A 15,251-nucleotide genomic window follows, 5' to 3' on the forward strand; every position below is an offset into this window, starting at 1 on the left:
CCCCGTAAAGCAAAACAGCAAGTCGGGTTGCCAGAATTGGTAATCTTATTGCCAGGCAATAGCCCGCATTGGGCCCGCTGGCATGGATTTATTGACAAACGGCGCGGCGGGGGAGCAGTGTTTTGCGCGTGAAGACCCGACTGGAGCCCCCGCAAATGCGGGAATTCGGGACCACACCCTAGGGAGGACAACATGGTGAGTTGGAAAGTGCGGGGCGCGCTGGCAGGCGCGCTCGTGCTGGGTTTGGCCGGAGCGACAAGCCCGGCATGGTCGGGAGATGCGCCCGCGTCTCCGGTGACGCAAGATCAGCTCAACGCTGCGGCGAGCGACGAGAACAATTTCCTTCATACTAACGGCAATTACGATCAAACCCGTTACTACCGCGGCAAGCAGATCAACACGGAGAACGTCGGCAAGCTTCATCCTGCCTGGATCTTCCAGACCGAGGTGAAGGAGTCGCAGGAGACGACGCCGATCGTCGTCAACGGCGTGATGTACATCACCACGTCGTTCGATCACGTCTATGCGCTCAACGCCAAGACCGGCGAGGAATACTGGCACTACAAGCACAATATGGGTCCGGTCACGACCTATTGCTGCGGCCCGAACAACCGCGGCGTCGCCGTCTATGACGACAAGGTCTACCTCGCAACGCTCGACTCGCAGCTTGTGGCGCTCGACGCCAAGACCGGCAGCATCGTGTGGCAGACGCAGATCGCCGACCCGACGCTCGGCTACAGCGAAACAATGGCGCCGACTGCCGTCAACGGCAAGATCCTGATCGGCACCAACGGCGGCGAGTACGGCATCCGCGGCTTCGTGCGCGCCTATGATGCCAAGACCGGCAAGCTCGTCTGGAACTTCGATACCATCCCCGAGAACTCGGTCGGCGTGTGGGCGACCAAGGACGCGACGGGCAAGGACTTGCTTCGCGACATCGAGGCGGAAAAGGCCCAGCTCGCCAAGATCGGCGACCCCTATAAGACCCTTGGCGGCGGCGTGTGGCAGAACCCGTCGGTCGACCTCAAGTTGAACCGCATCTTTTTCGTGGTCGGCAACCCCTCGCCCGATCTCGATGGCTCGCTCCGGCCCGGCGACAATCTCTATACTGAGTCGCTCGTGTCGGTTGACCTCGATACCGGCAAGTACGTCTGCCACTTCCAATACATTCCGCATGACGTCTGGGACCTCGACGACACGAGCCCGACGGTCCTGGTCGACGCCAAGGACAAGGACGGCAACGTCGTTCCCGCCGTCATTCACGGTGGCAAGACCGGGCACGTCTATGTCAACAGCCGCAAGGACTGCAGCCTGATCAGGTTCTCCGAGCCAATGGTGTCGCAGGAGGGCATGTACACCCTGCCGACCGCGACTGGCGCACGCATGCTTCCCGGCGCCAATGGCGGCGTCGAGTGGTCGCCGATGGCGGTGAACCCTGAGCTTGGCCTCACCTACGCGGTCAACCTGCACCAGCCGATGACGTACCAGGTCACGAGCTCGCCCTATCCGGGCGGCAAGCTCTGGCTCGGCGGCGCGTTCAAGGTGATTCCGACCGAAGAGTCGTTCGGCAATGTGACTGCCGTCGACTACAACACCGGCAAAATCGCTTGGCAGGTGAAGACGCCGCTGCCCATGATGGGCGGCGCGTTGACCACGGCCGGCGGCCTGATGTTCACCGGCGAAGGCACTGGCTGGTTCAGGGCCTATGACGCCAAGACCGGCAAGGTCTTGTGGTCGTTCTTTGCCGGCGCGGGCGTGAATGCTCCTCCGGCCGCATATCAGGTGGACGGCAAAGAATACATCGTGGTCGGCGCGGGTGGTAACACTCAGATCGACTTCAAGCGCGGCAACAACATCATCGCCTTCACGGTCGATTGATTGGTGCGGCATTCGGTCAGGCATCGTAAGGCGTTTTGCCAGGCTTGATGCGAGATGACGGGACGGGGCAGAAATGCTCCGTCCTTTTTTTGCGATGACTCAACACGGAGTGGCGACATGCAACGGTCCGGCGCGAAGGTTATCCTGTTGATGGCGGGGTTCTTACTCGCGGGCGGGGCCGCGCGCGCCGACGACGCGATCGAAGCCAAGGCCAAGGTCTGCGCCGGCTGCCACGGCGAGCAGGGCATTCCGATGCAAAAGGTCATTCCGGTGATCTGGGGCCAGAACGCCGGCTATCTTTTCTACCAGCTCCGCGACTTCAAGAGCGGCGCCCGCAAAAACGATTTGATGTCGCCGATCGCCGCCAATCTTGATCAGGCAGACCTTCTGCCGCTCGCCCAATATTTCTCCAAGCTGAAATGGCCCAATCTCGGTCAGCCGCCTGCGCCTGACGACGTCGCCAAGGCGGCGCAGACGGCGGCCGCGTCGGTCGGCTGCCCCGGCTGTCACCTCGACCATTTCCAGGGCGACGGCACCACGGCGCGGCTCGCCGGACAGAACCACGACTATCTGCTCAAGACCATGAACGATTTCCGCGACGGGACCCGCGGCAACAATCCTGGAATGTCGGATCTGATGAAGGCGACCTCACCCGACAATATGCAAGCGCTCGCAACTTATCTCGCCGGGCTTCAGATCGACGCCTACATCAATCAGGGGCAGTAGCAGGCACGCTTCCAATCTCATCGTCGTGCGCGGCCTTGAGCCGGGCATCTAGGGCAGCAGGCACGGGTCAAGCCCGGCGATGACGTGCCTGGTTCAATCGGAGGCGATCACAGTTTTAGTTCGGATTGGCGGCGAGCTTATCGCGCAGCGCGGTGAGCGAGGTAAGGTCGCTCGCCCTTTTGCCATCTTTGTCCTTGAGTGTCTTGTCGGCCCCGTGCGCGATGAGAAGATCGACCGCGCCCGGGTGATCAAGCTCGGCCGCGATCATGAGCGCGGTGCGCCCGCGGTTGTCCGCATCATCGATATGGGCGCCGCGATCCAGCAGCAAGGTCATGACGTCGGCCACGTCCTTGACGCCGGCCTCGTCGGAGTAGCCAGCCGCCCACATCAGTGCGGTCAGATCGTTGCCATAGCGCGCGTTGACGTCCACGCCGTGATCGAGCAGGAGGCGCACTACCGAGGGAAACCCGCGCCCGGCCGCATACACGATGGCGCATTTGCCGGTCTGGTCGACCGTTTTCGGATCGGCCCCTTTTGCTATCAGAAACTCGACGATCGGGGCGCTGCCCATATAGGCGGCCGCGGCAAGCGGCGTGATGCCGCTGCGGCCCGGAAGGTTGATATTCGCGCCGCGCTCGACCAAAAGCCGCACGACGGGGAGGCGTCCCTGCTCTGCGGCCTGATAAAGGGCCGAAGAACCGTCGAGATTTTGCGCATCGATCTCGGCTCCCTTGTCGAGGAAGAGCCTCACCATTTCGACCTCGCCCGCGGCTGCCGCGCGCGCCAGCGGCTTGGCGCCAAGCCGGTCGCGGGCATCGAGCGAGGCGCCAAGATCGAGCAGCTTGCGCGCCAAGTCGATACAACCCTTGTCGGCGGCCGAGAACAGCGCGGCATTGATTTCGATCGAGGTCGGGTCGCGCTCGATCTGCTCGAAGCGCTGCTCCTGGCTGCGGCAGACCTTGGCATTCGCAAGAACGGGCGATGTGGCAAAGGCGATGGAGCCGATGAGGGCGGCACCCGCAGCCGCGAGAGGAAGACGATACGCTGACATGACCTGCTTCTTAGTGGCTTATGGCTCGTGCGTCGAGGGCCCCGTGCATCACCGCACAAGCGGCCCGTTGGCGTGCTGCCAGGCCCGTATCCCGCCCTGGATATGGCGCGTGTTTTCCAACCCCTCAACTTGCGCCGCCTGCACCGCCATGGCCGACCGCTGGCCGAAGGTACAATAGAACACGAGCTGCTTGCCGGCCGTTTTGGCGAGGGTATGGAGCAGGCCGTCGGCCTTGAGGCTTTGCTCGACGTCCGGATAGGGCACATGCAGAGATCCGGGGATGATCCCGTCTTTGCGGCGCTCCTGGTCTTCCCGGAGATCGATCAAGGCAACCCCCGGCGCACCCACGACGGCCTTCGCCTCTTCCGGGGTCAGCGTCCAGCCGCGCTTGATGGCTATGTCGCGCGCCATCCCAATCCGCATATTGGCCGGCACCGCGACATCCATCATCTTCGGATTGGGCAGGTTGAGGTGGTTCATCAGGTCCACATATTCCTCGACCGACTTCACCTGGAGCCGCGGGTTGAACGCCTTCTCCTCGCCGATCGTGCTCACCGTGTCGCCCTTGTAGTCGTGCGCCGGGTAGACGAGCGTTTCGTCGGGCAACTTGAGCAGGCGTCCGAACAGAGATTCGTATTGCGCCCGCGGGTCGCCGTTCTGGAAATCGGTGCGCCCCGTGCCGCGGATGAGCAGGGTGTCGCCGGTAAACACGCGGTCCGGCATGATGAAGCTGTAGGAATCGTCGGTATGGCCCGGCGTGTAGACCGCTTCGAGACTCAAGCCCTCGATCTCGACCCTGTCGCCGTCGCTGACCCGCATCGACACGACTTCGGCCTTGCTTTGTTCGCCCATCACCGTCATGCAGCGCGTGCGCTCGCTGAGCGCCTCGAGCCCGGTGATGTGGTCGGCGTGAAGATGTGTGTCGATTGCCTTCACCAGTCGCAAGTCAAGCTCGCGCAGGAGCTGCACGTAGCGGTCCACCCGTTCGAGGACGGGATCGATGATCAGCGCCTCGCCACCGTGCCGACTGGCCATAAGATAGGTGTAGGTGCTCGAGGTGCTGTCGAAGAGCTGCCGAAAGATCATGGCCGCGCTTGTTGCAAGAAAGATTGGCGGAACTGATGGTAGCCGAAGCGGAGGGGTGCGAAAATCACCCTTTCCCCGGAACGAGCCCTACCCTCCCCACCCTGATCGCGAAATCGTCCTTTGCGCTTCTTGAACACACTCTATATCTGGGCGTCATGAGGACTGCCTTGGCCGATACCGATGTCTTTGTTCCACCGGAATGGGCGCCGCAAAGGGCGATCTGGACCGCCTGGCCGGCCGATGCCGAGGAATGGAACGGCGACCTCGCTTCGCCCCGCCGCGACGTAGCCGCGCTCGTGCGCGCGCTCGCCCCGATGAACCGCGTGAAGCTCCTGGTAAACGGCGCCGAGGCCGAGACGAGCGCACGCGAGGCACTGGGCCAGGCGGCGGAATTCGTGCCCGCGCGCTACGGCGACATTTGGCTGAGAGACACCGGCCCCATCTTCGCCAAGGCCGATGGCGGAACAATCGCCCTCCGGTTCATGAACAACGGCTGGGGCGGCAAATTCGATCTCCCCGATGATCGCACTGTTGGCGACGAGATCGCGAGGCTTGCGGGCGTTCGCGCGCGACGCTTCGACTTCGTGCTCGAAGGGGGCGCCATCGACCATGACGGCGTCGGCACCATGCTTGCAACGCGCGAGACCCTGCTCAATTCAAATCGCAACGGCTGGAGCGAGGCGGAAGCGGAGAGCGCCCTTCGCCAGGCCTTCGGCGCGCGCAAAGTCATCTGGCTCGACCGCGGCCTTGCCCACGACCATACCGACGGGCATATCGACAATGTCGCCCGCTTCGTGGCCGAGGGCCGCGTGGTGTGCCAGTCCCCTTCGGGCGCCGACGACCCTAACGCCGAACTTTACGAGACGGTGGCCGAGGCCCTTAGCCGCGCGACCGACGCCAAGGGGCGCAAGCTCGATGTCGTACGCATCCCGAGCCCGGGCCTTATCGTCAACGCCATGGGCCAGCCCTCCCCCGCCTCGCACATGAATTTCGTCATCGCCAACGGCGTCGTGGTGGTCCCGGTTTACAGCACGCCTTCGGCCCGCGACGCGCTCGAGGCGCTTGGCCGCCTCTTTCCGGCGCGGAAGGTCATCGGCCTCCCTTCCCATGGACTGCTCGGCTCGGGGCTCTCGGGCGGCGGATCGTTTCATTGCATCACCCAACAGGAGCCCGCCTAGTGAGCGAGCGCAAGGTCACGGTTGCGGCTATCCAGACCGCCTACGGCCACGACATGGCGGCCAACATCGCCAAGACGGCCGAGCTCGTGCGCGAGGCGGCTGGCAGAGGCGCCGGGATCGTGCTGCCCTCCGAGCTGTTTCAGAGCATCTATTTTCCGACGCGGCAGGATCCGAAATGGTTCGCGACGGCCTATCCCTTGGCCGAGCATCCTTCCGTGATCGCGCTCCGCAAGCTCGCCCAGGACCTCGATGTCGTTATTCCCATCTCCTTCTTCGAGAAGGACGGTCCACGCTACTACAACAGCGTGGCGATCGCCGATGCGGGCGGCGAGATTCTTGGACTCTATCGCAAGAGCCACATCCCCGATGGGCCCGGCTATCAGGAGAAATACTATTTCCGGCCCGGCGACACCGGCTTCAAGGCATGGAAGACGAAGAAGGGCACGATCGGCGTCGGCATCTGCTGGGACCAATGGTATCCGGAAGCGGCGCGCGCCATGATGCTTCAGGGCGCGGAACTTCTCCTTTACCCCACCGCGATCGGCTCCGAGCCCTACGACCTCAGCCTCGACACCCACAAACGGTGGCAGCGCGTCATGCAGGGTCATGCCGTGGCCAATGCCGTGCCCGTCATCGCCGCGAACCGCATCGGCCGCGAGGACAACGATGGGACGAGCCAGACCTATTACGGTCATTCTTTCATGGCCGACCACACGGGCGAGATCGTCGCGCATCTCGGCGAGAACGACGACGGCGTTCTCCTTGGGAGCTTCGACCTCGGGGATATCGAACGCTACCGCGCCGAGTGGGGCTTCTTCCGCGACCGCCGCACCGACCTCTACGCGAAGAGCATCGTGTGACAGGCGATCATTCGGCGGGAGCGAGGACCCGCCCCTTCTCCGTCCTGCGCTTCCGGCCGGTGAGCCTGTTCTGTAGGCGCGCGAGATAGAGATAGACGATCGGCGTGGTGTAGAGCGTAAGCAGCTGTGACAGGGCAAGGCCTCCGACCATGGCGTAGCCGAGCGGCTGGCGGAGCTCCGAGCCCGCGCCGTGACCGAGCATCAGCGGAACGCCGCCAAGCATCGCCGCCATTGTGGTCATCAGAATGGGGCGGAAGCGGAGGAGGCAGGCTTCGCGGATCGCGCCAAGCGACGTGTCCCCCTCGCGCTCGCGCTGGATGGCGAAATCGACCAGCATGATGCCGTTCTTCTTGACGATGCCGATCAGAAGAATGATGCCGATGATGCCGATCACCGAGAGATCGAAGCCTCCCATCATAAGCGCAAGCAGCGCGCCGACGCCCGCGGACGGCAGCGTCGAAAGAATGGTCAGCGGATGGATGAAGCTCTCATAGAGCATCCCGAGGATGAGATAGACCACGACGAGCGCCGCCGCGATCAAGATCGGCTGGCTCGCAAGCGAAGCTTGGAAGGCCTGCGCGTTGCCCTGGAACGTTCCGGTCAGCGTGACCGGAACGCCCATCTGCAAGACCGCATTGTTGATCGCATCGACCGCCTGACCGAGCGATGCGCCAGCCGGCAGGTTGAACGAGAGCGTGATCGCCGGGAACTGCCCCTGGTGCGACACCGAAAGCGGTCCGACTTGCGTGTTGTCGACGGTGACGAGGGTCGAGATCGGGACCGAGGCGCCGGTCAGGGGGGATTTCAGATAGATGCGATCGAGTGTGTTGGGATCGCCCTGCATCTCCGGCAAGACTTCGAGGATCACGTGATAGGTATTGGTCTGGGTGTAGAACTGCGCGACCTGGCGCTGGCCGAAGGCGTCGTTCAGGGTGGCATCGATCACCTCCGGCATGATGCCGAAGCGCGCCGCCTGGTCGCGATTGATGCTGACCATGAGCTGCGGCGCGTTCGCCTGCTGATCGGTCGAAACGTCGGCAAGCTGGGGTAGCGTTTGCAGCTTGGCGAGGATCTTCGGCGCCCATTCGTTGAGCCGATATCGGCATCCTGCAAGGTGTATTGGAACTGGCCGCGGCCGATGCGGCCGCCCACGGTAATGTCCTGCGCGGGCTGAAGGGTGAGCTTGACCCCCCTCGACTTGCGCGAGCTTAGGCCGCAAGCGATCGATGATCTGGCTCGCTGTTGCGGTCCTCTCATCGCGCGGCTTCAGCCCGATGAAGAAGCGCGCGGTATTGGCCGTCTGCGCGCTTCCCGTGCTGCCCATGGCGCTTCCCACGGCGGCGATATCGGGGTCCTTCATCAGCACTTCGCCGAGGGCCTGCATCTAGGCCGTTCATCGCCGGTTCAGTTTCACCATGAGCCCGCCCCTGACGAGAACAATTTTCCGCGTGCAAGACGGCGAAACCCAGGCTTAAGTCGCTCCCTGAATTCTAGCAAACGCGCTCTCTCGTGCATCGCTCGATTGACCCCGAATTCTTCGCGCTCCTGACCGGAAGTTATCGCCGGCTCGTCGGCGACGCCCTCTGTCCCGAAGGCGCCGATGCTGTCTGGCTCTACGAACAGGCGCCGTTTGCCGTTCTCGCCCATGACGGGTCGGACGATCCGACCTTCATCTACGCCAACAAGCGCGCGCAAGACTGCTTCGAGTACGATTGGGACGAGATTACCAAGATTCCCTCTCGCCTCTCGGCCGAGCCCGCCCGCCGTCCCGAGCGGCAGGCGCTGCTCGATCAGGTCGCGCGGCACGGTTTCATGTCGGGCTATAGAGGCGTTCGCGTCGCCAAATCCGGGCGCCGCTTCCTCATCAAGGATGGCACCGTCTGGGAACTGATCGATGCCAAGGGATTGAGGCACGGCCAAGCCGCCACTTTCTCAACCTGGCGGAACATTTGACATCGCGACAGCCCGCCGCTAGGTCGGCCAAGCACGCGTTCGAAGTCTCGGGGGTTGCATGAGCCGGCAAGAGCCGCTGATCTTCATCGTCTCTGGCGAGGCGTCGGGCGACAACCTCGCTGGACGATTGATGGCGGCTCTCAAGGCCAAGACCGGAGGCCGCGTGCGGTTTGCCGGCGTCGGCGGACGGGAGAGCGAGGCGCAAGGGCTCACTAGCCTCTTTCCCATGCAGGAGTTGTCGCTCGTAGGTCTGGCGGAAATCCTGCCGCATCTTCCCCGTCTCGTGAGGCGCCTCAATCAGACCGCGGATGCCGCGCTCACGCTCAAGCCCGATGCCGTCGTGACGGTCGATTCGCCGGGCTTTTGTCTCCGCCTCGCTCATCATCTCCGCGGCTCGGGTATTCCGGTCGTGCATTATGTCGCGCCGCAACTGTGGGCCTGGCGGCCAGGCCGGGCGAGGAAGCTCGGTGAGCGCGTCACCCACATCATGGCGCTGCTTCCCTTCGAGCCCGCATTCTTCGCCAAGCACGGCATCGCCTGCACCTTCGTCGGCCACCCGGCGATCGAGTCGGGCGCGGTGAGCGGCGACGGAGCCGCCTTCAGGGTCAGGCATGCGATTCCGACCGAGGCCACCGTCCTTTGCGTCGTTCCCGGCAGCAGGCCGGGCGAAGCGCGCCGCATGCTGCCGATCCTCGGCGCCGCGCTCGAGCTGTTGAAGACGAAGCATCCGCAGTTGCGCCTCATCGTCCCGCTCGCCGACACCACCGCCGATGTGGTCGCGCCCGCCGCGCGCAACTGGCCTTATCCCGTCGCCTTCGCCTCGCCCGCCGAACGCTTCGATGCCTTCGCCGCGTCGGATGTGGCGATGGCGAAATCGGGCACCGTCACGCTCGAACTCGCGCTCGCGGGCGTGCCCATGGTCATCGGCTATCGCATCAACCCGGCGACCGCTTTTCTAATTCGCCGCATGGGGGTGAGCGTCAAGTATGCCTCGCTGGTCAATTTGCTCGCCGAGCGCGAGGTGATCCCGGAATATTTGCAGGAAAACTGCACGGCTGAGAATCTCGCCGCGGGAGTCGATAGGCTGCTCGAATCGGAGGAGGCCCGCGCCAAGCAGCGTCAAGGATTCCGCGAGGTTCTGCATCTTCTCGGCGACCTCAGCCCGACCCCGAGCGAGCGCGCCGCCGGGGTCGTGCTCGATATCGTCGCCGGACGGGCGCCTCAGGCGGCCGGCTGACCGGCGCTCCCCGCTTCCGCGGAGCCGGGACGCGCACGCGCGATCCTCAAATGCGCCTCGATGCTGTCGTTGATCATGGCGGCGACACGCAGCGCCTCGGAGCCCGCGCGCCCATCGACCAGGGGCTTCTTCCCCGTCGCGACGCAATCGAGGAAGGATGCGATCTCGTTGGCGAGACTGTCCTCTTTCTGGATTTCGTGCGTCTCGGTGCCGATCGCGGCAAGTCCTTCCTTCATCGGATCGCCGCGCAGGCGATAGCCGAAGATCTTGCCTTCGCCGAGATCGCAGTTGAGATATTGCTTGTGAGCGAAAACGCGCATACGCCTCTCGGTCTTGTAGCTCACGCGGCTCGCCGTGACGTTGGCCACGCAACCTGACTCGAAAGTGATGCGGGCGTTGGCGAGATCGATGCTGCGTCCGAGCACCGGCGTGCCGACGGCATCGACCGTGGCGACCCGCGACGGCACGAGTCCCATGATCATGTCGATGTCGTGGATCATGAGATCGAGGATCACGTCGACCTCGATGCCGCGCGTCTTCCACGGCGCAATGCGATAGCTCTCGAAATAGAGCGGGTCCGAGATGAGGCTCGCCAGCGCCCGATATGAACTCGAGAAGCGCTCGATTTGCCCGACCTGGAGCACGACCTTGCGCTCCTCGGCGAGCTTGGTAAGGGTCAGCGCGCTTTCGACCGTCTCGGTAATCGGCTTCTCGATGAGCAGGTTGATGCCCGCCTCGATCAGAGGGCGCGCCACCTCGTAATGCAGCGTCGTCGGCACTGCCACGCTTGCCGCATCGACCCGCCCGATGATGTCGCGATAGTCGAACAGAGGCTCGGTGCCGAACTCGGCGGCAACCGCCCGTGCCCGCTCTTCGTTGGCATCGACCACCGCAACCAGCTTGGCGCGCGGGTTGCGTGAATAGTGATTGGCGTGAAACCGCCCGAAATACCCTGTGCCGACGACTGCGACGCGAATCTGATCCGACATGGTCCGTCCGTCCGCTACTCGGCGGCGACCCCGGCCTTGAGCGACCGCACCACGCTCTGCACCGTGCCGATGATCATGTCCTGTGCTTCGGGCGCGAGATAGGCGTGCATCGGCAGGCTGATCACGCGGCGGGCAAGCCAGCCGGTCCGGTGCAGCCCAGGTGCCTTAGGGTATTCCGTATAAGAGGGAAGCGCATGAATCGGGTTGAGATAGTGGATCGCGGTCGGCACGCCGGCTTCGCGGCAGGCCTTGGCGAAGTCGTCGCGGCGATCGACAATGATCGTGTATTGCGCCCACACCGAGGTGGCGCCTTCGCCGACCGACGGCACCTGCACCACGCCGCCGAGCCCCTCGGCGTAGCGGTCGGCGACTTTCTGGCGCGCCGCGATCTCGGCGGGAAAGAGGCGGAGCTTCTCGAGCAGGATCGCCGCCTGGATGGTGTCGAGCCGGCTGTTGAGCCCGACGAACTCGCTCTCCGGCTTGTCCGGCGCCTTGCCATGGCAACGGAGCGAGAGGAGCAGCTTCGCCTTGTCGTCATTATCGGTGAAGACGGCGCCGCCGTCGCCGTAGCCGCCGAGCGGCTTGGAAGGATAGAAGCTCGTCGCGGTGTAGTCGGCGAGCGTGCCGACTTTCTTGCCGTTTAGGCTCGCGCCGAAACTCTGCGCGGCATCGGCGAGCATGAGGAGATTGTGGGCCTTGGCGATGCTCTCGATCGCAGGATAGTCGGCCGGTTGGCCGTAGAGATCGACCGGGATGATTGCGCGCGGCTTCAAGCCGAGCCGCTTCGCCTCGCCAATCGCAGCTTCAAGGCTCGCTCCGTCCATGTTGAAGCTGTCGGGATGGACATCGACGAAAACCGGCGTGGCGCCGGCGAGCACCACCACCTCGGCGGTGGCGACGAAGGTGAAGTCGGGGACGAACACCGCATCGCCCGGTCCGATGCCCTCCGCCATGAGCACAAGGAGCAGCGCATCGGTGCCGTTGGCGCAACTGATGCAGTGCTTGGCGCCGCAGAATGCCGCGAGCCTTTTCTCGAGCTCGCTGACCTCGGGTCCGAAGATATATTGCCCATGCCTCAAGACCGCGATGACGGCCTTCTCCAGGCTGTCGCCGAGATGCTTACGTTGCGCCGCCAAATCGATGAAGGCCGCAGTCGGCCGTGCGCGGTCTTTATTCATGCGGTGTTACCGGACTCCCTGCGCAAAACTACCATGGGATATGGCCGTGCGGCCAAACCCGAACCTTGCGGGCGCGGTCTTTCGCGTTATTAGGAGAGCCCCCGGGCTTCCCTCTCGCCCCTACCGCCGACTACCATAGCATGATCGAAGTTTCAAACCCGCCGCCCGCGTCTTAACCGCCCAAATCGCCAATAAGGCAAAGAGAGCCTCATGCGCCGACCCCCTGCCTTGATTTTGCCGCTTCCCTGCCAGACTTCGCGCGCCTGACCGCCATGCTGCTCGGCTCAGAACGGCTCCTCGCCTCGTCCCGCCTCGACGGGCTGAAAGTGGGCATCCTCGCCAACCCGGCCTCGATTGATCACACCTTCACCCACATCGTCGACCGGCTCGGCGCGTCTAAGCGCTGCAAGCTCGCCGCGATTTTCGGTCCCCAGCACGGCTTCCGCTCGAACGTTCAGGACAACATGATCGAGACCGCGCATGCCGAGGACAGGCGCCGCAAGGTGCCGATCTTCTCGCTCTACAGCGAGACGCGCGAACCCACCCCCGAGATGCTCGGTCTCATCGACGTGCTCGTCATCGACATTCAGGACGTCGGCGCCCGCATCTACACTTTCATCTACACCATGGCCAATTGCCTGCGCGTCGCGGCGCGAATGGGGCTTCCCGTCATCGTTTGCGACCGGCCCAATCCGATCGGCGGCATCGCCATAGAGGGGCCCACCCTCGAGCCGGGCTACGAATCCTTCGTCGGACAATTCCGCATGCCGATGCGCCACGGCATGACGGTGGCCGAGCTTGCGCGCCTGTTCAACGAGCATTTCAAGATCGGCGCCGAACTCGAGACCGTGACCATGGAGGGCTGGACGCGGGAGATGTATTTCGACGCGACGGATGTGCCCTGGGTGATGCCCTCGCCCAACATGCCGACGCTCGACACGGCTATCGTCTACCCGGGCACCGTTCTGCTCGAAGGCACGATGTTGTCGGAGGGACGCGGCACGACACGGCCCTTCGAGCTTGTCGGCGCGCCATGGCTCGACGGCGAGGTGCTGGCGCCGCGCCTCAACCGGCTCGGACTGAAGGGCGTCCATTTCCGCGAAGCCGCCTTTGAACCGACGTTCCAGAAGCATGCCGGCACCACCTGCGGCGGCTGCCAGATTCATGTGACCTCGCGCGAGGCGTTTGCACCGGTCGCGGCAGGCGTGGCCGTGTTGCGCGAAAGCTACGGGCTTGCCCCCGACCGCTTCAAATGGCGCGATCCGCCTTACGAATACGAGCGCGAGAAGATGCCGTTCGACATTCTTGCGGGCTCCCCCGAGCTTCGCAATCAGATCGAAGCGCAAGTGCCGCTGGAAGAGATCGTCGCGAGCTGGAAGCCCGGCGAGGAGGAGTTTGCCGAAATCAGGCGCGGTTATCTCCTCTATTAGCTCCTATGGCAGCGCCGTTGCGGCAAAATAGAAAGCCGCCCCGATCAGAGCGGCGGCGGGCAATGTCAGCACCCAGGCGACGATGATGCTCCCGGCGATGCCCCACCGCACCGCGGAGACTTTGCGCGCAGCGCCGACGCCCACGATAGCGCCGGTGATGGTGTGGGTCGTCGACACCGGGGCGCCGAACGAGGTGGCGAGATAAAGCGTGGCGGCGCCTGCCGTCTCGGCGCAAAAGCCCTGTACCGGCTTCAGCGGCGTGATCCGCGAACCCATGGTCCGCACGATGCGCCAGCCGCCGATCAGCGTGCCGAGCGCCATCGCCGCCTGGCACGACAAGACCACCCAGAACGGGACGTAGAACTGTTCGCCAGTCAGCCCTTGCGCGAACAGCAGGCTGGCGATGATACCCATGGTTTTCTGTGCGTCGTTCGCGCCGTGGCCGATCGAATAGAGCGCCGCCGAGCCGAGCTGCATCACGCGAAACTTCCGGTCTACCGCCAACGGCGTGCTGCGCGCGAACAGCCAGGCAACGACAAGCCACAGCAGAAGCGCGAGTACAAAGCCGAGCAGTGGCGACCAGACGATGGCGCCAAGCGTCTTGAGCGTGCCAAGCCATACCACCGCGCCGATGCCGGCTTTGGCGGTCCCCGCCCCGAGCAGTCCGCCAAACAGCGCGTGCGAGCTCGATGACGGAATCCCGCCCCACCAGGTCAGCAGGTTCCACGTGATCGCGCTCATCAGCGCTCCGAAGATCACCCGCCAATCAACGACCTCCACAGCGATGATCCCGGTGCCGATCGTTTGCGCAACGTGCAAGCCGAAGAACAGGAAGGCGATAAAATTGAAGAACGCGGCCCAGATCACCGCGATTGCCGGCGATAATACGCGCGTCGACACCACGGTTGCGATCGAGTTCGCGGCGTCGTGAAGGCCGTTGAGAAAGTCGAACACGAGCGCCACCGCGACCAGTGCGACGACGAGAGGGAACGAGGCGCCGATCATGAGGCGGGATCAGACATGTTCGATGACAATGCCCTGGATCTCGTCGGCGACGTCGTCGAGGCGGTCAACGGTGTTCTCGAGATGATTGTAAATCTCGTTACCGCGAATGAAGTCGATGGCGTCACCGGCTTTCGCCTTCTGGTACAGCAGGCCGAGCCCGCGGTCGTGGATCTCATCGGCTTCGCCCTCGATGCGGGTAATCTGCAACCCGATCTCGTTGAGCTCCGCCGCATTCTTTCCGACATTTGCCAGCATGGCGACCGCGCGCTGCACGAGCTCGGCACAGGCGACGACCGCATCGCCCATCGCTCGCATCTCGGGGTCGAAGGTCTGTGCTTCGAACAGAATGATGGCCTTGGCCGTCTGCTGCATCTGATCCACCGAATCGTCCATCGCCGTGATCAGACTTTTGATGTCGGCGCGATCGAACGGCGTGATGAAGGTCGTGCGCAGCAGAATGAGAACTTCGCGCGTGATGGCGTCCGCCTCCTGTTCCAGCGCGACGACTTCCTGGCAGCGAAGGATGATCTGATCGCCGCTCGCGAGCATCTGACGCAGGGCGCGCGCAGCACCAACCATCACGGCGGCATGGCGCTCGAAAAGGGAGAAGAAATCCCCCTGGCGCGGCATCAGTCGGTGAAACCATTGCAGCATCGCGCGCCCCCTTTCGGGCTTCCCAC

14 protein-coding genes are annotated in these 15,251 nt (G+C 63.9%); 7 read left to right on the forward strand and 7 right to left on the reverse strand.

Annotated features, from left to right (window positions below):
- Positions 1-192: 192 nt before the first annotated feature.
- A complete protein-coding gene (locus tag VFB18_RS06020) occupies positions 193-1,878 on the forward strand; it encodes a pyrroloquinoline quinone-dependent dehydrogenase (protein WP_324972231.1) in 1,686 nt (561 codons plus the stop codon).
- A 117-nt stretch (positions 1,879-1,995) separates the two neighbouring features.
- Positions 1,996-2,604 (forward strand): cytochrome c4, encoded by a 609-nt coding sequence (locus VFB18_RS06025; protein WP_324972234.1) that lies wholly within the window; start codon positions 1,996-1,998, stop codon positions 2,602-2,604.
- Between the two features lie 115 nt (positions 2,605-2,719).
- Here VFB18_RS06025 and VFB18_RS06030 read toward each other — a convergent pair whose 3' ends face one another.
- Entirely contained in the window at positions 2,720-3,655 is a 936-nt protein-coding gene (locus VFB18_RS06030) for an ankyrin repeat domain-containing protein (RefSeq protein WP_324972237.1), read from the reverse strand.
- A 48-nt stretch (positions 3,656-3,703) separates the two neighbouring features.
- Positions 3,704-4,741 (reverse strand): MBL fold metallo-hydrolase, encoded by a 1,038-nt coding sequence (locus tag VFB18_RS06035; RefSeq protein ID WP_324972240.1) that lies wholly within the window; start codon positions 4,739-4,741, stop codon positions 3,704-3,706.
- Between the two features lie 155 nt (positions 4,742-4,896).
- Here VFB18_RS06035 and VFB18_RS06040 point away from each other — a divergent pair, with 155 nt between their 5' ends.
- Together VFB18_RS06040 and aguB are read left to right on the forward strand one after the other, a co-directional pair.
- Positions 4,897-5,919, forward strand: coding sequence for an agmatine deiminase family protein (locus VFB18_RS06040; RefSeq protein ID WP_324972243.1), 1,023 nt, complete (start codon positions 4,897-4,899; stop codon positions 5,917-5,919).
- Complete coding sequence (aguB, locus tag VFB18_RS06045; protein WP_324972245.1) at positions 5,919-6,779, forward strand: N-carbamoylputrescine amidase; 861 nt, start codon at positions 5,919-5,921, stop codon at positions 6,777-6,779. The genes VFB18_RS06040 and aguB overlap by 1 nt, the downstream gene beginning before the upstream one ends.
- 7 nt (positions 6,780-6,786) lie before the next feature.
- Here aguB and VFB18_RS06050 read toward each other — a convergent pair whose 3' ends face one another.
- Complete coding sequence (locus VFB18_RS06050; protein WP_324972248.1) at positions 6,787-8,163, reverse strand: efflux RND transporter permease subunit; 1,377 nt, start codon at positions 8,161-8,163, stop codon at positions 6,787-6,789.
- Between the two features lie 125 nt (positions 8,164-8,288).
- Between VFB18_RS06050 and VFB18_RS06055 the strand changes: the two genes are divergently transcribed.
- Positions 8,289-8,732: an MEKHLA domain-containing protein gene (locus VFB18_RS06055; protein ID WP_324972250.1), complete on the forward strand. Its 444-nt coding sequence runs from the start codon at positions 8,289-8,291 to the stop codon at positions 8,730-8,732.
- Positions 8,733-8,790: 58 nt separating this feature from the next.
- Positions 8,791-9,969, forward strand: coding sequence for a lipid-A-disaccharide synthase (gene lpxB, locus VFB18_RS06060; protein WP_324972252.1), 1,179 nt, complete (start codon positions 8,791-8,793; stop codon positions 9,967-9,969).
- Here the strand turns inward: lpxB and VFB18_RS06065 are convergent.
- The gene (locus VFB18_RS06065; protein ID WP_324972254.1) at positions 9,954-10,958 is read right to left on the reverse strand and encodes a Gfo/Idh/MocA family oxidoreductase; all 1,005 of its coding nucleotides are present in this window, start codon (positions 10,956-10,958) and stop codon (positions 9,954-9,956) included. The genes lpxB and VFB18_RS06065 overlap by 16 nt on opposite strands.
- Before the next feature lie 14 nt (positions 10,959-10,972).
- Positions 10,973-12,136, reverse strand: a complete 1,164-nt coding sequence (locus VFB18_RS06070; RefSeq protein WP_324972257.1) for a DegT/DnrJ/EryC1/StrS family aminotransferase — start codon at positions 12,134-12,136, stop codon at positions 10,973-10,975.
- 272 nt (positions 12,137-12,408) lie between these two features.
- Between VFB18_RS06070 and VFB18_RS06075 the strand changes: the two genes are divergently transcribed.
- A complete protein-coding gene (locus tag VFB18_RS06075; protein WP_324972260.1) occupies positions 12,409-13,566 on the forward strand; it encodes a DUF1343 domain-containing protein in 1,158 nt (385 codons plus the stop codon).
- Positions 13,567-13,569: 3 nt separating this feature from the next.
- On the opposite strand, the gene VFB18_RS06080 is transcribed toward VFB18_RS06075, so the two are convergent.
- Both VFB18_RS06080 and VFB18_RS06085 read right to left on the reverse strand, forming a co-directional pair.
- Positions 13,570-14,571: an inorganic phosphate transporter gene (locus VFB18_RS06080; protein WP_324972263.1), complete on the reverse strand. Its 1,002-nt coding sequence runs from the start codon at positions 14,569-14,571 to the stop codon at positions 13,570-13,572.
- Between the two features lie 9 nt (positions 14,572-14,580).
- Positions 14,581-15,225 (reverse strand): DUF47 domain-containing protein, encoded by a 645-nt coding sequence (locus VFB18_RS06085; protein ID WP_324972265.1) that lies wholly within the window; start codon positions 15,223-15,225, stop codon positions 14,581-14,583.
- Positions 15,226-15,251: the final 26 nt, after the last annotated feature.

Source organism: Methyloceanibacter sp., from assembly GCF_035650995.1.
Lineage (GTDB): Bacteria > Pseudomonadota > Alphaproteobacteria > Rhizobiales > Methyloligellaceae > Methyloceanibacter.

Bases quoted from the DNA above. Each gene is read 5' to 3' on its own strand.
- VFB18_RS06020 (WP_324972231.1), top strand. From the start codon at position 193: ATGGTGAGTTGGAAAGTGCGGGGCGCGCTGGCAGGCGCGCTCGTGCTG.
- VFB18_RS06025 (WP_324972234.1), top strand. From the start codon at position 1,996: ATGCAACGGTCCGGCGCGAAGGTTATCCTGTTGATGGCGGGGTTCTTA.
- VFB18_RS06030 (WP_324972237.1), bottom strand. From the start codon at position 3,655: ATGTCAGCGTATCGTCTTCCTCTCGCGGCTGCGGGTGCCGCCCTCATC.
- VFB18_RS06035 (WP_324972240.1), bottom strand. From the start codon at position 4,741: ATGATCTTTCGGCAGCTCTTCGACAGCACCTCGAGCACCTACACCTAT.
- VFB18_RS06040 (WP_324972243.1), top strand. From the start codon at position 4,897: ATGAGGACTGCCTTGGCCGATACCGATGTCTTTGTTCCACCGGAATGG.
- VFB18_RS06050 (WP_324972248.1), bottom strand. From the start codon at position 8,163: ATGCAGGCCCTCGGCGAAGTGCTGATGAAGGACCCCGATATCGCCGCC.
- lpxB (WP_324972252.1), top strand. From the start codon at position 8,791: ATGAGCCGGCAAGAGCCGCTGATCTTCATCGTCTCTGGCGAGGCGTCG.
- VFB18_RS06065 (WP_324972254.1), bottom strand. From the start codon at position 10,958: ATGTCGGATCAGATTCGCGTCGCAGTCGTCGGCACAGGGTATTTCGGG.
- VFB18_RS06070 (WP_324972257.1), bottom strand. From the start codon at position 12,136: ATGAATAAAGACCGCGCACGGCCGACTGCGGCCTTCATCGATTTGGCG.
- VFB18_RS06075 (WP_324972260.1), top strand. From the start codon at position 12,409: ATGCTGCTCGGCTCAGAACGGCTCCTCGCCTCGTCCCGCCTCGACGGG.
- VFB18_RS06080 (WP_324972263.1), bottom strand. From the start codon at position 14,571: ATGATCGGCGCCTCGTTCCCTCTCGTCGTCGCACTGGTCGCGGTGGCG.
- VFB18_RS06085 (WP_324972265.1), bottom strand. From the start codon at position 15,225: ATGCTGCAATGGTTTCACCGACTGATGCCGCGCCAGGGGGATTTCTTC.